This window comes from Pelistega indica (assembly GCF_000506865.1).
Lineage (GTDB): Bacteria > Pseudomonadota > Gammaproteobacteria > Burkholderiales > Burkholderiaceae_B > Taylorella > Taylorella indica.
On record NZ_AYSV01000001.1, the window covers coordinates 15,889 to 31,500 of the forward strand.

Genomic DNA, 15,612 nt, shown 5'->3' on the forward strand with positions numbered 1-15,612 from the left:
GAAAAATTCTAAAGATTTTCGCATTAACAGGATAATAAAATAATAGCATGAGTGCAGGTCAATTCGTTGAATTTCCCAATAGTCCCTTTCAACTTTATCAACCTTATCCTCCCTCTGGGGATCAGCCAACAGCCATTGATAGTTTAGTTGATGGTGTAAAAGATGGGTTGATGTTTCAGACATTATTGGGAGTGACGGGGTCAGGTAAAACGTTTACCATGGCAAATACGATTGCTAGATTAGGTCGTCCGGCTTTAATCTTAGCTCCTAATAAAACGCTAGCTGCACAACTCTATGCGGAAATGCGCGAGTTTTTTCCTAAAAATGCTGTTGAGTATTTCGTCTCTTACTATGATTATTATCAACCAGAAGCGTATGTACCTAGCCGAGATTTGTTTATTGAGAAAGATTCAAACATTAACGAACACATTGAACAGATGCGTTTATCGGCAACAAAAAGCCTTATGGAGCGAAGGGATACGATTATTGTAGGAACGGTCTCTACCATTTATGGTATTGGTAATCCTAGTGATTATCATGCAATGATTTTAATTCTACGTGAAGGGGCGACAATTAGTCGGCAAGAGTTATTGGCTAGACTGGTTTCCATGCAATATGAGCGAAATGATGTAGAGTTTACGCGTGGACATTTCCGTGTGAGAGGAGATACGATAGATGTGTTCCCGGCTGAAAGCCCAGAATTAGCGGTTAGGATTAGCCTCTTTGATGATGAGTTGGAGTCTATAGAATTATTTGATCCACTGACAGGCAAGGTAAGACAAAAGGTTATTCGTTTTACTATTTATCCTAGTTCACATTATGTTACGCCAAGAGATACGATACTGAGGGCTATTGAGACAATTAAAGCTGAATTAAAAGAACGCATACAGTTTTTTTTTAGATAACCATCAATTAGTAGAAGCACAGCGTATTGAACAGCGAACTAGATTTGATTTGGAAATGCTACAAGAATTGGGGTTCTGCAAGGGGATTGAAAATTACTCAAGGCACTTATCCGGAGCTGCACCAGGAGAAGCTCCACCAACATTAATTGATTATTTGCCAAAAGATGCGATTATGTTTTTTGATGAAAGTCATGTCATGATGGGGCAACTTCGAGCGATGTATAGGGGAGATAGATCGCGTAAAGAGACGCTTGTACAGTTTGGATTTAGATTGCCTAGTGCTCTTGATAATCGGCCACTTAAAATGGAAGAGTTTGAGGCAAGAATGCGGCAATCAATTTTTGTTTCAGCCACACCGGCTGAATACGAAAAAGAACATTCCGATAATATTGCAGAGCAAGTAGTCCGCCCTACGGGCTTATTAGACCCAATCGTGGAAATAAGGCCTGCATTGACACAGGTAGATGATTTATTAGGTGAAGCCAAATTACGTATTGCTAAGGGGGAGCGTGTATTAGTGACTACACTCACCAAAAGAATGGCTGAGGATTTGACTGATTATTTAGCAGAAAATCAGTTAAAGGTTCGTTATTTACATTCTGATATTGATACCGTAGAGCGGGTAGAAATTATTCGCGATTTACGACTAGGCGTTTTTGATGTGTTAGTAGGGATTAACTTGCTACGTGAAGGTTTGGATATTCCAGAGGTTTCTTTAGTGGCTATTTTAGATGCAGATAAAGAAGGCTTCTTACGTTCTGAACGTAGTCTTATCCAAACCATTGGACGTGCCGCTCGTAATTTAAATGGTAAAGCTATTTTATATGCAGACAATATTACCGACTCTATGAAAAAAGCAATAGACGAGACAGAGCGACGTCGTCAAAAACAATTACTCTTTAACCAAGAGCATGGTATTACACCTAAAGGGGTGGTAAAAGCCGTTAAAGAATTAATTGACGGTGTTTTAACGAGCTCTCCAGAGGCGGAAGATATACCAACAGAAATTGTTGAAGCAGATGTTTCAGATGAAAAAGTAACGGCAAAATTATTGAAAAAATTGGAAAAACAAATGCTAGACCATGCGAAAAACTTAGAGTTTGAACAAGCGGCACAAATCAGAAATCGTATCCAAAAACTTAAAGAAAAAATGCTTTTTTCTTAATCTCTACTATTTTGAATAAGGCGTAATTTTTTGACTGTTTTGGGTTTCTAAACTCGAAATTTGTATGGCAAATTTGGATATAAATTTTATTGTTAATAATCTGAATAATTTGACTAAAGTGAATAAAGCCTTGCTTTTACTCAAGGCTTTATTTTTAGAGGGATAAAAGAGACGTTTAATTAATAACGTGCATCCTTCGGTTTATTGCCATTTGGCCAGTCATTAACTTTACCTGCAAAGTCTGGTCGAGGTTGATGAGTAAAATACTCAGCAATATCCACAGCATCTTGGTCTGTTAGTACAGCACCTTGACCCCAGCCGCCATGTTTTTGCACAGACATGGGCATATTATCACGAATAAAAGCGGCTGCTTTATAAGTACGAGCCATACCAGCGCCGATGTTAAATGAATGGTCGCCCCATAGAGGAGGGAATACGATATTACCACGACTATCATTCAACCCTTCACCATTGTTTCCATGACAAGCGGCACAATGTTGGCTATATAGTTTCTCTCCTCTGATTGTGTCAGGAACGAGCTTAGTATTTATTTGACCACCAATATCAGATTTGATTTTTGCTCCTTTGGGCAATCCTTCGCTTAACCATTCCATATAAGCAATCATTGCCTGCATTTCTTTTGAATTAGGGTCAAGTGGCTTGCCATTCATGGAGCGTTGGAAACAGCCGTTGATGCGGGCTTTTAAGTCGATAACTTTTCCTGCTCGAGGCATTTTTTTAGGATAAGCATAGAAGGAGTTTAGGTAATGAGCACCTTTTTCTTCTTTACCACTAGCAATATGGCAACTATTACAGTTCATACTTGCACCTACATTTTCAGGTAATAGGCGCTTAGTTTCGTTTAGTAAACGTGAACCATAAATAATTAAATCAGCATTCTTATGTCCAACAACATTAGCTAATACAGGGGCTTGATAGTCTGTTTTGACAATATCTTCTTTCACCTGAACAGCATAATTTTTGCGTTTTGCAGGAGCTACCTCATCAGAGCAAGCGGTTAGTGCTAAAGCAGCTGATAGCATAGAGAGAACTAAAAGTTTATGATATTTCATTATTTTTCTCCTACATAATGAGCTGATTTGCTATTGATAAACCGACGGACTTTATTAACGTCATGAGCATTTACTTTTGGCGCGTTATTGGTCCAAGATGTACGGATATAATTCACAATTTCAGCTACATCGTTATCGCCCAAGTATTCAAAGCCAGGCATTGTAAATGCCATGCGATCATGTTTAGTATCTGCCATACGGCTACCTTCTAACGTAACTTGGATGACTGATTGTGCATTGTTAGCGACAACCGCCGTATTATCATCTAGGGCAGGGAAGATACGGCTAACGCCTTTACCGTCTGCTCGATGGCATGTCATACAGTATTCTGTATATAACAATGCACCACGGCTTAAATCAGACCCAGCTAATAATTTGTCGGTAGTTTTGTCTTCTTGACGAGGGCGTTCTATAGCACGACCTTTGACAGGGGGTAGTGATTTTAAGTACATAGACATACTCATTAAATCATCATCGGTCATATATTGGGTACTATGTTCAATCACATCACCCATGGCACCGAAAGCAGTTGTTTTGTCCGTACGCCCAGTTTTAAAAAACATGACTAATTCATCAGTTGTCCATTCGCCTAAACCATTACCTTCGCCACGTAAACTTTTGGCACGCCATCCATCTACAACAGCACCTGATAAAAATTCATCATTATCTTGCATATTAAAGGCTTTTTCTTGATAAGCAAGACCTCTAGGCGTATGACAAGCACCACAGTGACCAGGTCCTTCTACAAGGTAGGCACCACGGTTAATTTTGGCATCTTTGGTAGAGTCAGGAACGAATTCTCGTTGTGGTGAAAAAAGCATTTGCCAATAAGCGACAGGCCAACGCATACTCATCCAGAATGGTAGTGTATTACTCGGATTGGCTTGGCGAACAGGCGTTACTTTTTTCATGAAATAAGCATATAAAGCCTTGATATCCTCGTCTGGCATTAGCGTATAAGAGGGATAAGGCATAGCAGGGTAGAGAGGTGATTTATCTTTTCTAACCCCATGTTTTACAGCATTTACAAAATCAGATAATGAATAATTACCAATACCAGTATCTGCTTCAGGGGTGATATTTGTTGAGTAAATTGCCCCTACAGGTGTTTGCATAGCGAGACCGCCTGCAAATTCTTTACCACCGGGAGCAGTATGACAGGCAATACAGTCTGCCGTTCTGGCAATATATTCTCCCTTGATGACTAAAGAGTCTTCTGCCAAGAACGCACTATCAATAGGAGAAACAGCATCGGTTACTGCATTGGGTAGTGTTTGTTGACGTGAAGACATTATCAGGTGTGAACCAGCGTATGCTGCTAATCCAGCAAAAGCAACGCCCAATAGAGCTATGTATCTTTTTTTCATCATATTCATCTCAACGTTTGGATATATCAATGTTATTATCCTAAGTTGAGTCTTTTAATGATATTGTGGTTCACCACATTTACCCATAAATGTTGATTTTTATCAAAAATTTGCGACCAAATGTAAAACGATGTGTGCAGACGATTCTGACTATAGCATGGTTGATGTGCGTTGCCACGCCGCTTTATGCTAAGACATGGTTAGTTGGTATTCAAGCACCTAATGGTGCAAGTAGTACGCAACAAGAATGGCAACCATGGATTGATTGGTTATCATCACTATTTGTCGATGATGATTTTAGTTTGGTGGCGCTAAATACTAATGATTTTCAACAATCCTTACAGAGTAATCGTTTAGATTTTGTCATTGCTCAACCTATGCAATTATTACTCTTACCAGAGCCTATTGCTTTTCAACGATTGGCGAGCCTTGAGAATCATCCTACGATGAAGTCATTCAATGATTATCAAATTGGTAGTGCGATTTGGGTAAATAAAGAGAGTTCAATTAATGAATTAAAAGAGCTTAAACATAAGAAAATTGCCGCTGTTTCTCCATTGGTATTTGGTGGTTTTTTAGCAGGGTTAGCCGCCTTACAACAACAAGGTGTTACTGAAAACGACCTACTCATACGCTTTACCGAGTATCCTGTAAGTAAAGTGTTATCTTTATTAGCAAACCACGAAGTAGATGCCGCTATTATGCCTTTTTGTTTAATGGAAGAATTAGAAGAAAAAGTAAGAGAAGGAATTAGCCAAGACTTTAAACTATTACAACCTAATGTGCCTAATGCAAAATGTAGAGGTAATATTATTTTTAAAGCAAATTGGTTACTTGTAGCAATGTCACAAACGCCATCTGCACTTAATAAAAAAATTGTGCGTGCTTTGCTTTCAGAAGAGGTTCCTGACGACTTACCTCATTGGCAAGTTCCACAAGCAACTGAAGAGGCTGAAAAGATTTTATTTGAGTTAGGGCGTCACCCTTATCAGCATAATATGTGGGATAGCCTAAAAATCTTTATTAGTAAATATTGGCTATGGTTTTTGTTGTTGGGACTGATTAGTGCATTGATGGCGGTAAATCATATAGTGGCGATTTATCTAGCCAGAAGGCGTTTGCATGATTATCAGAAGGCAAACCAAGCATTACTTAAAACGGAGCAGATGATGTATAAGGCGGATAGGCTTTATGCATTAGGCGAGATGACATCTGGTATTGCTCATGAACTTAATCAGCCACTGGCTAGCATGGCCTATTATGTGGATGGTCTTAAATTACAATTAAAAGCACAAAAATTAACAGAAGATAAACTGACGACTGCTTTAGATAATATGGCTAAAGAAATTGAGGCATCTAAGCAAATAATTCTAAATATTCGACGTTGGAGTAAGCTTCACCCTAGTGATGAGATGAAAAAGCTACAGATCATAAAAGTCTTTGAAGAGGTTAACTTTTTTATTCAGCAGCATAATCATCATCTATCCATTACAATTGAGGGTAGTCCCAAAGATTATGTAATGGCAGACGAAGTAAAGTTAAAACAAATTTTAGTTAACTGTGTGCTAAATAGTGTTCAAGCTAATGCTCAAACGATTATTTTGAGAGCAAACTCATCTACCATCGAAATCATAGATGATGGAACTGGTTTTACGACAGAACAATTGAATTTTCCTTTTATTCCATTTAGAACGTCTAAGCCAGATGGTTTGGGAATTGGTTTAGTTGTTTGTGAACGAATGGCTAAGAGTATGAATATGAGTATGAAACTAGAAAATTTATCTAATCAACAAGGTGCAAAAATTATATTGAGTTGGGTGCCAACTGAGTAAAAGATGGAAAATGTAGCTTATAAACCTCATTTATCTGATGAAAAAAAATTAAATTATCCTATTCATATCATTGATGATGAGGCATCAGTGAGAAATGCCTGTGCTTTTTTTGTTGAGTCACTAGGATATTCATATCAACTATGGTCAGATGCTAGAAATTTTTTAGCACATGTTGATTTAAAGAGCCCTGGAGTAGCATTAATTGATTTGCGTATGCCGTATATTTCAGGGGAAGAATTATGTCATCAATTAAACGCAAAAAATAGTGTGATCGCTCAAATTATTATCACAGGTCATGGCGATATTGATACGGCTGTTCATTTGCTAAAAAATGGCGTGATTGATTTTTTGCAAAAACCAATTTCAGCGGATAAGTTGCTTTTGGCGATTGAGGTAGCAATTCACTTTACTTGTCTTAAATATCGTCAGCAAGAATTAATGCGTATTTATGAGCAATTAAGTCCCAAAAAGCAGCAGCTATTTCATCTAATGGCTGAAGGGGTGACAAATAAAGAAATTGCTGATGAGTTATGTATTTCTACTCGCACAGTAGAAGTACATCGTTCAGAAATCATGTCTAAATTTTCTTGTACTCATATTACGCAATTTATGAGCGTATACCATGAAATAAAAGACATAACTGAAAATAGAGAGTGACAGTCTGGCGTTGTAAATTAGCTCTTAGCAAATAGGCTACGCCTGATATGGGCAGTATCAATGCAGACTAATTGATATTTATTGTTTTAGGCCAAGCTTTTTAGCTAGTTTGTGAAGATTACTCGCATCAATCTCCAGAATTTTAGCTGCTTGTGTCCAGTTATATTGAGTGCTCTCTAATGTTTTTTTGATCAAATCGTGTTCGAATTGTTGCACTAATAGTTTTAACGGCCCTAGAGTTTGCATTTGGCTAGTTGAAGATTGGGCTGACAAGGGAATTGCTGCTATTGTATTGACACTAGCACTAGCGGAGTCAGTATATAAGTGATGACCGTCAATTAAGTCAAGATGCTCACTACCTAAGGTCACAATTGTGTTGTTGTTATAGCCAGCGCTAATAGCTTTGAGAGCTGCTCTACTGATTACATGCTCGAGCTCTCGAACATTCCCAGGCCAATGATAGCTGGTCAATAAATGACTCGCTTGGGGGCTTAGGCGTAATCCGCGTAAACCAAAACGTGCTCTATTTAACTCAAGAAAATGTCCAGCCAAGAGTAAGGCATCTTTCTCTCTTTCTCGAAGAGGGGGGACTTCAATAGGATAGACAGAGAGACGATGAAATAAATCCATTCTGAAAATCCCATCTTCTGCTGCTTTTAAAAGATTACGATTGCTTGCAGCAATGATTCGAACATTAACACGATGGACAGTATCAGAGCCCAAGCGTTGAATCTCCCCATTTTGAATAGCTCGTAATAATTTGGCTTGAATAGGTAGGCTTAGTTCACCAATTTCATCTAAGAATAAAGTGCCATTATTAGCCACCTCAAAACGACCAGCACGCTCTTGAATAGCGCCAGAGAATGCCCCTTTAACATGACCAAATAATTCACTTTCTGCTAAAGCATCAGGAAGGGCAGCACAATTAACCACGACCATTGGTTTGTTTTTACGTTTAGACTGTGTATGAATATAATGAGCGACCAAATCTTTACCAACGCCAGTTTCACCCATAATAAGTACAGGCAATTCAGCATCAGCAATAATATTCATTTCATCAAACAGCTTTAGTATGGCAGGGCTATTACCGATAATATCTTTGGCTGAGTTTCTATGCTCAATAGTCATTTCAAATTGGTTAACAGTATAGCGGCTTGCTAATAAGCTCTCTAACTCAGCTATATGAATACTTGTTTCAAACCACCAAATATTTGCCAGTAGCCGTTCTTTTAATTCATTATTAAAAGAATTTTCCATGGCATCTAATGTTAGCACTCCCCACAGTTGATTATTGATATGAAGTTTAATCCCTACACAGTCATGGACATGTAATTTTGTGCTTGTACTATCTTCCATTAAGCTATCAATGAGGCCGTCATAAGGATCAGGAAGAGGGGAGTTTTGATCAAAATGGACGAGTCCGTTAGCAGCAATAATATGTTTTAATCGAGGGTGTTCATCAACTTTGAATTGACGACCTAATGTGTCATGGCTAAGTCCAATAGCCGCGACCATGTGTAATGTTTGTTGCTGCAGCCGCAATAGGCCGACGGCACTACAATTAAACTCTGACTTAATAACCGAGACAAGTCGATATAAACGAATGTTGGGAGACAATTCTTTTGTTAGGTCTTCGATAATGCGGCTATCAATCACGGTATTTTTAACCCAGTAGGTAAATAATACCTAAAATTATAAGGTAAAAATTACCATTAATGAATAAGTTGTATTGCTTGCCCTCTAAATATAAAACTGGCATGAATTTTGCTTGGTGAGTTGTAGCGGTAGCTGAGATAGTTGTCTTGACTAGGTTTGACATGCATCAAGGTTACCTTCGAAAGTGCATTCATAGATTCTTTTATGAATATGGTTATTAAAAAAATTTAGGAAAAGTTATGGGAAATTATAAAAAGCTGTGGTACTGGCTTCTCGGTATTTTATTAGTGACTTTTACCCTATTAGGGTATTTGGGATCTGATGTTTACCGAAATGCTCCTCCTATACCAACAGAGGTAAAAGTAGCGACAACAGGTGAAGTACTAATGACCCGAGAAGACATTCTTCAAGGTCAATCTGCTTGGCAAAGTACTGGTGGTATGCAAAACGGTTCGATATTTGGACATGGTGCTTATCAAGCACCTGATTGGACTGCCGATTGGTTACATCGTGAGTCAATCACGTGGTTAAATTTGGCTTCTCAAGAGAAATTTGGTATTACTTTTGATAAAGCTAATGAAGAGCAAAAAGCTATTCTAGAAGCGGCAGCAAAAAAAGAATATCGTACTAATACAATTGATAGTAACGAGGCAATTACCATTTCACCACGTCGAGCACAAGCGATGAAAGAAGTGGCTAAATATTACCATGCTTTATATGGAGATGATGCTTCTTTAAATTCAACACGTGAAAGCTATGCAATGAAAAGCAATACCTTAGCTGATCCTGCACGTCGTGATAAATTAGTAAACTTCTTCTTCTGGAGTACATGGGTTGCTTCAGCAGAGCGTCCCGGCAAAGAAGTGACTTACACCAATAACTGGCCACATGAGCCAATTATTGGTAATGTGCCTTCTGTTGAAAATGTAATGTGGTCAATCATCAGTGTTGTCGTATTAATTGCTGGTATTGGTTTACTTGTTTGGGGCTGGGCATTCTCAACTAAACATGAAACAGAACCTGTAGCACCTACAATTGATCCTATTTCAACATTTAAATTAACACCATCTCAAAAAGCATTGGGTAAATATGCTTTCTTAACAGTAGCTTTATTTGCCTTCCAAATGTTTATGGGTGGTGCTGTTGCTCACTATACGGTAGAAGGTCAGACTTTCTATGGTATTGAGCTATCAAAATGGTTCCCTTACTCATTACTTCGTACATGGCATTTACAAAGTGCCGTACTATGGATTGCCGCTGGTTTCTTAACAGCTGGTTTATTCTTGGCACCTATTGTGAACGGTGGTAAAGATCCAAAAGGTCAGGCGTTAGGTGTTAATGTATTATTTGTTGCCTTACTCGTGGTGACTGTAGGCTCATTTATTGGTAACTATCTGGCTATTGCGGGTCAAATGCCTGCTGAACTTAACTTTATGTTAGGTCACCAAGGTTATGAATATCTTGATTTAGGTCGCCTATGGCAATTTGCGTTATTCTTAGGAATTGCTTTCTGGTTGTTCCTAATGGCTCGTTGCTTAGTTGGTGCATTCAAACAAGGTGGCGATAAAAACTTATTAGCCTTATTTACAGCATCAGTTGTGGCTATTGGTCTGTTCTATGGTAGTGGTCTATTTTACGGTGAACGTTCTAATATCGCGGTAATGGAATACTGGCGTTGGTGGGTTGTTCATCTATGGGTGGAAGGCTTCTTTGAAGTATTTGCGACAGCAGCAATGGCATTTATCTTTAGTTCAATGGGCTTGGTTTCATTGAGAACAGCAACAACAGCTTCTTTAGTTTCTGCTTGCTTATTTATGCTTGGTGGCGTACCAGGAACTTTCCATCACTTGTATTTTACTGGAGCAACAACTCCAATCGTTGCTGTAGGTGCAAGTTTCTCAGCATTAGAAGTGGTGCCTTTAGTCGTATTAGGCTATGAAGCTTATGAGCATTGGAGCTTACGTACAAGAGCTGCATGGATGGAAAAATTACGTTGGCCATTAATGTTCTTTGTAGCAGTTGCTTTCTGGAATATGATAGGTGCAGGTGTATTTGGCTTTATGATTAATACGCCAATTGCTTTATTCTATCTACAAGGTTTGAATACAACGGCAGTACATGCACACTCTGCTTTATTTGGTGTATATGGTTTCTTAGCACTAGGTTTCGTTTTATTAGTTGTTCGTTATTTACGTCCTAATTTTGTATTTAGCAATGGCGTAATGAAATTAGCTTTCTGGGCATTAAACTTAGGTCTTGCTGGTATGGTATTGTCTAGTTTATTACCTATCGGTTTATTCCAATTCCACGAAAGTGTGAATGTAGGTTTATGGTCTGCTCGTAGTGAAGAATTTTTACAACAAGACTTTTTAGAGAATTTACGTTGGATTCGTACTATTTCTGACGTGCTCTTTATTATCGGTGGTTTATCTGCTGGTCTAGAAATTTGTAAAGCAGTGTTCTTGCATAGAGCGCCAAAAAATTAATCAAATACGATTAATCAGAGTTTTAATATAAGTGATAGGCTCTCCAAGCATTTGCGAAGAGAGCCTTAATTCATTCTTAATTGTGATTTTTTAAATCAACGTAAGTATTAAGATTGTGGTTGTTTCAGTGATTCTGTTGCAGAGGTATTTGGTGCTGCTTTTAGGGTAAATGAGATACGATACATCTCTGGTGAAGTTGCTTTTTGAGCCTGTGCCGCTTCTATATCAGGCTTATAGAGGACACGCAAATCATAAAGACCATTATCTGGAATAGTATATGGCACACCACTTTTAATTGGTGCGATAGTATTTCCATACAATAGTAATTCAATTTTATCTGATGCTTCTAACTCAATCAGTAGCTGTTGGCCTTGCTCTGCTAAGAATTGATAAGAAGAATAACCTACGCCTTGAATATAGCCACGATATTGAACTGCTGTCTGATGATCTAAGAACTCAACATGTTGCGTTAGGTTGGTTAAAGATTTAATAGTGGTCGGATCTAGAGCATTATTTTGGTTTAGACTCTGTCCACTTGTATTGGCAATTGATTCTGAAGGTTGTTCGGATGAATTATCAGCAGAGGGTTGAGTCAAAATTACTCCTAATACTGTTACTGCTGCAATTGCTATAATGAGTTTTTTGGAGTTTGACGTCAACTGCATAAATTACCTAATCCTTCTTTCAATGGAATGAAGATTATAAACCTAACCGCTTTAAAAATAAAATAATTCGCTTATTATTTTATTACAATACTTGATAAAACCTATTGTTTCATTTCTTAAAATACCGTATTGTTCAACATAAGAAAGATATTAGTTATTTTGTGGGGATACTAAATGCATATTTATGTACTAGGAAGTGGTGTTGTTGGTGTGACTACCGCATATTATTTAGCTAAAAAAGGGTGTGAAGTAACCGTTATTGATCGTCAAGACGGCTCAGCGCTAGAAACAAGTTTTGCAAATGCAGGTCAGATTTCCCCGGGCTATGCTTCCCCTTGGGCTGCACCTGGCGTGCCATTAAAGGCTATCAAATGGATGTTTCAAAAGCATTCTCCGTTGATTATGAAATTAACGTCAGATATTACCCAATACAAATGGATAGCTCAGTTAATCGCAAACTGTAACGAGCAAAGCTATTCTATTAATAAAGAACGGATGGTGAGGATGTCTGAATATAGTCGTTATTGTATTCAGCAGTTACGTCAGGATACTGGCATTACTTATGAGGATCGCCAAAAGGGGACAATCCAGTTATTCCGTAAACAACAGCAATTAGATGGTATTAGCAAGGATATTGATGTTCTTAAAGAAATGGGAACTCCGTATGAAGTATTGGATAGGGAAGGTATTCTTCGGTATGAGCCAGGTCTAAAGGACAAAATTAATGAATTTGTGGGGGCTTTACGCTTACCTAATGATGAAACTGGGGATTGTTTTTTATTTACCCAGAAATTAACACAAATGGCCAAAGATATCGGTGTTAATTTCCGTTTTAATAAAAATATTGAAAAATTAGAATTACAAAATAATCAAATTAAAGGGGTTTGGATAGATGGTGAGCTAGAAATAGCTGATGCTTACGTAGTATCGTTGGGATCTTATAGTACAGCGATGCTAAAGTCTGTTGGCATTAATGTACCTATTTATCCTTTAAAAGGGTTTTCACTGACAATTCCCATTACGGATGAATCAAAAGCTCCTCAATCAACGGTCTTGGATGAAAGTTATAAGGTTGCTTTAACTCGTTTTGATAATCGAATTCGAATGGGTGGTATGGCTGGTGTTAATGGTTTTGATTTAAGTTTAAAGCAACGTTATAGAGATACTTTGCATGAGGTGTTTAATCATGTATTTCCAGGTGCAGGCAATTTAGATGAGGCAACATTCTGGACAGGATTACGTCCAGCGACTCCTGACGGGACACCTATTGTAGGTAAAACACCTTACCCTAATTTATGGATTAATTCTGGGCATGGCACTCTAGGTTGGACGATGAGTTGTGGATCAGCTAAGTATATTTCTGATTTGATTACTCACCAAACACCAGAAATTAGTACAGAGGGTTTTGATTTAGAACGCTACCAAAAAAGTTGATGTACAAATCTGTTGTATGAGATGAAAAAATCCTCTGTGATAGTTTAATTAACAACAGAGGATTTTTTTATAGTTAAACTGTTTATTGGATTATGAGGGTTTCTTCTCGCCACCAAGAGCTTCGGTTAAACTCACTAATAAACCATTAAACTCACCAACCATCAAGGCCATTTCAGCATCAAAGTTCTCAATAATATCATCACTACCAACATTTTCACGAGACTCTGCTAATACCTCAAGAGGGGCTATTTTTTTGATATCACCCGCATCATTGAGGACGAATGAAACACGATCATTCCATGTCATCGCAAGTTTTGTACACGTTTTACCTGATGTAATATGTTTATTCAGCTCATCTTGTTCAGGAGAATGGTTAGCATAGCGCACACTAATACGGGAATCAGACATAGACTTAAGCTCTGTGTCCTGATCAATCGAAAAATCTGCAGGGGCTTCATCACTAATGAGCCATTCAGTCATACAGCTAGTAGGTGATTTTTCAGTCATAAAGCTTAGAATAGGTAATGGCTCTAATACTTTGGCTAGCATACCAATGATTTCATCGGCTTTGCTACTAGCACCAGCATCGATAATTAACCAGTGATTATCTAAATCAAAATAAATACGCGTCTCTCTATAAATACTAAAAGCTTTCGGTTTAAGAGCAGCGGCTACATTTTCCTTAATTTCTTTCATTTGCTTGCGACCTACTTTATAGCCTTGCTGTTCTTCAACTTCGGCAGCTTTGGCTTTAGCAAATTGAGTAATAACAGAAGCAGGGAGTAACTTTTTCTCAATAAGTAAACGGCATAAAAAAAACGTGTCCAACTTTGTGTACTAGCGTATCTTCTTCTTCAAAAACAGGAGCCCAGCCCATATTAAGTGGCTCACCTGAAAATTGGCCTTCCACAAAGCGCTGTTTGTTCAATAGAGTCTCTAGCTCGTCAGTAGATGGTTTCCAAGAGGGAGAAAGGCGAAATACTTTTAGATTTTTAAACCACATAAAAAGCTCTCAATTTATATAAAGAAAGGGGACTATTTTAACTAACTACTACTGAAAAAAGTTAGAATACAAAGCAATTAAGCGAATCTACTTTCAGTAGAAATATATAAATTTGTAGGATATTTACATCCACTGTATAGACATACAGTACTATTAATGTAATAATAACATATATTCTAACAAATCGCAGTTAACTTATTATTTCATAGGACCCTAATTATGGATGACAAACAATCAAAAGCGACCTCTGCAGAACGTGCCAAGGCTTTGAGTGCGGCATTAGCCCAGATCGAAAAACAATTTGGTAAAGGTTCTGTTATGCGCTACGGTGATAATGAAGTAGCACATGATTTACAAGTAGTATCAACAGGCTCTTTAGGTTTAGATATTGCTTTAGGCGTAGGTGGTCTTCCTAGAGGACGTGTCATTGAAATTTATGGTCCAGAATCCAGTGGTAAGACAACACTAACATTACAAGTTATTGCAGAGATGCAAAAAATTGGTGGTACATGTGCTTTTATTGATGCTGAGCACGCATTAGATGTGCAATATGCGGCAAAATTAGGCGTTAATCTTGAGGATTTATTGATTTCCCAACCAGATACTGGTGAACAAGCACTAGAGATTACAGATGCTCTTGTACGTTCTGGGTCAGTAGATTTAATCGTCGTAGACTCAGTGGCAGCATTGGTGCCACGTGCCGAAATTGAAGGCGAAATGGGGGATAATTTACCAGGCTTGCAAGCACGCCTTATGAGCCAAGCTCTACGTAAATTAACAGCATCCATCAAACGTACAAATTGTATGGTGATTTTTATTAACCAAATTCGTATGAAAATTGGTGTAATGTTTGGTAGCCCAGAGACCACAACGGGTGGTAATGCCTTAAAATTCTACTCATCGGTACGCCTTGATATTCGCCGTATTGGCTCCATCAAAAAAGGTGATGAAGTTGTTGGTAATGAGACTCGAGTCAAGGTAGTCAAAAACAAAGTAGCGCCACCATTCAAACAAGTTGAATTTGACATTATGTATGGTTCTGGTATCTCTAGAGAGGGCGAAATTATTGATTTAGGCGTTAAAGCTGGTATTGTCGATAAAGCAGGGGCGTGGTTTAGCTATGACGGTACACGTATTGGTCAAGGAAAGGACAATGTGCGTGAATATTTACGTGAACATCCAGAAATGGCCCGTGAAATCGAAAACAAAATTCGCCAAAATTTAGGTATTATTGAGCTTGCTCATAGTTCAGATACCGATGCTGATGATGCAGACGAGGATTTTGTCGAAGAGTAGTGTAATTTTTTAGGGCATAACACTCACTTTATTGTGATGGAAGTGAGTGTTATGCTAGATGGCTAAAGCTTTG

General features: G+C 38.1%; 9 protein-coding genes and 2 pseudogenes. 6 read left to right on the forward strand and 5 right to left on the reverse strand.

Annotated elements, in window-relative coordinates; genetic code table 11:
* Nucleotides 1-47 precede the first annotated feature (47 nt).
* Nucleotides 48-2,070, forward strand: a pseudogene (gene uvrB / locus V757_RS15485) (excinuclease ABC subunit UvrB).
* Nucleotides 2,071-2,249: 179 nt separating this feature from the next.
* On the opposite strand, the gene V757_RS15490 reads toward uvrB, so the two are convergent.
* Together V757_RS15490 and V757_RS15495 are read right to left on the reverse strand one after the other, a co-directional pair.
* On the reverse strand, nt 2,250-3,143 hold the full coding sequence (locus tag V757_RS15490) for a c-type cytochrome (RefSeq protein ID WP_023948684.1): 894 nt from the start codon (nt 3,141-3,143) through the stop codon (nt 2,250-2,252).
* The gene (locus tag V757_RS15495; protein WP_031273893.1) at nt 3,143-4,510 is read right to left on the reverse strand and encodes a cytochrome c; all 1,368 of its coding nucleotides are present in this window, start codon (nt 4,508-4,510) and stop codon (nt 3,143-3,145) included. The genes V757_RS15490 and V757_RS15495 overlap by 1 nt, the downstream gene beginning before the upstream one ends.
* Before the next feature lie 164 nt (nt 4,511-4,674).
* Between V757_RS15495 and V757_RS15500 the strand changes: the two genes are divergently transcribed.
* A complete protein-coding gene (locus tag V757_RS15500; protein ID WP_023948688.1) occupies nt 4,675-6,342 on the forward strand; it encodes a sensor histidine kinase in 1,668 nt (555 codons plus the stop codon).
* A gap of 3 nt (nt 6,343-6,345) precedes the next feature.
* Nucleotides 6,346-6,999, forward strand: a complete 654-nt coding sequence (locus tag V757_RS0112860) for a response regulator transcription factor (RefSeq protein ID WP_023948690.1) — start codon at nt 6,346-6,348, stop codon at nt 6,997-6,999.
* A gap of 78 nt (nt 7,000-7,077) precedes the next feature.
* Here the strand turns inward: V757_RS0112860 and norR are convergent, their stop codons facing one another.
* Entirely contained in the window at nt 7,078-8,655 is a 1,578-nt protein-coding gene (gene norR / locus V757_RS15505) for a nitric oxide reductase transcriptional regulator NorR (RefSeq protein ID WP_023948692.1), read from the reverse strand.
* A 239-nt stretch (nt 8,656-8,894) separates the two neighbouring features.
* Between norR and V757_RS15510 the strand changes: the two genes are divergently transcribed.
* Complete coding sequence (locus tag V757_RS15510) at nt 8,895-11,141, forward strand: nitric-oxide reductase large subunit (protein ID WP_023948694.1); 2,247 nt, start codon at nt 8,895-8,897, stop codon at nt 11,139-11,141.
* 107 nt (nt 11,142-11,248) lie between these two features.
* Here the strand turns inward: V757_RS15510 and V757_RS15515 are convergent, their stop codons facing one another.
* Nucleotides 11,249-11,806, reverse strand: a complete 558-nt coding sequence (locus V757_RS15515) for a hypothetical protein (protein ID WP_023948697.1) — start codon at nt 11,804-11,806, stop codon at nt 11,249-11,251.
* A gap of 174 nt (nt 11,807-11,980) precedes the next feature.
* On the opposite strand from V757_RS15515, the gene V757_RS15520 reads away from it, so the two are divergent.
* A complete protein-coding gene (locus V757_RS15520; RefSeq protein ID WP_023948699.1) occupies nt 11,981-13,240 on the forward strand; it encodes a D-amino acid dehydrogenase in 1,260 nt (419 codons plus the stop codon).
* Between the two features lie 90 nt (nt 13,241-13,330).
* Here V757_RS15520 and V757_RS0112865 read toward each other — a convergent pair.
* Nucleotides 13,331-14,243: pseudogene (locus V757_RS0112865) on the reverse strand (recombination-associated protein RdgC).
* Between the two features lie 219 nt (nt 14,244-14,462).
* On the opposite strand from V757_RS0112865, the gene recA reads away from it, so the two are divergent.
* Nucleotides 14,463-15,539 carry a recombinase RecA gene (gene recA / locus V757_RS15525; protein WP_023948701.1) on the forward strand — a complete coding sequence of 359 codons (1,077 nt, stop codon included), beginning with the start codon at nt 14,463-14,465 and terminating at the stop codon, nt 15,537-15,539.
* Nucleotides 15,540-15,612: the final 73 nt, after the last annotated feature.

What these genes read in the sequence shown, in the direction of transcription:
- recA (WP_023948701.1), top strand. Translation starts at nt 14,463, where the DNA reads ATGGATGACAAACAATCAAAAGCGACCTCTGCAGAACGTGCCAAGGCT.
- V757_RS15510 (WP_023948694.1), top strand. Translation starts at nt 8,895, where the DNA reads ATGGGAAATTATAAAAAGCTGTGGTACTGGCTTCTCGGTATTTTATTA.
- V757_RS15490 (WP_023948684.1), bottom strand. Translation starts at nt 3,143, where the DNA reads ATGAAATATCATAAACTTTTAGTTCTCTCTATGCTATCAGCTGCTTTA.
- V757_RS0112860 (WP_023948690.1), top strand. Translation starts at nt 6,346, where the DNA reads ATGGAAAATGTAGCTTATAAACCTCATTTATCTGATGAAAAAAAATTA.
- V757_RS15515 (WP_023948697.1), bottom strand. Translation starts at nt 11,806, where the DNA reads ATGCAGTTGACGTCAAACTCCAAAAAACTCATTATAGCAATTGCAGCA.
- V757_RS15520 (WP_023948699.1), top strand. Translation starts at nt 11,981, where the DNA reads ATGCATATTTATGTACTAGGAAGTGGTGTTGTTGGTGTGACTACCGCA.
- V757_RS15495 (WP_031273893.1), bottom strand. Translation starts at nt 4,510, where the DNA reads ATGAAAAAAAGATACATAGCTCTATTGGGCGTTGCTTTTGCTGGATTA.
- V757_RS15500 (WP_023948688.1), top strand. Translation starts at nt 4,675, where the DNA reads ATGTGCGTTGCCACGCCGCTTTATGCTAAGACATGGTTAGTTGGTATT.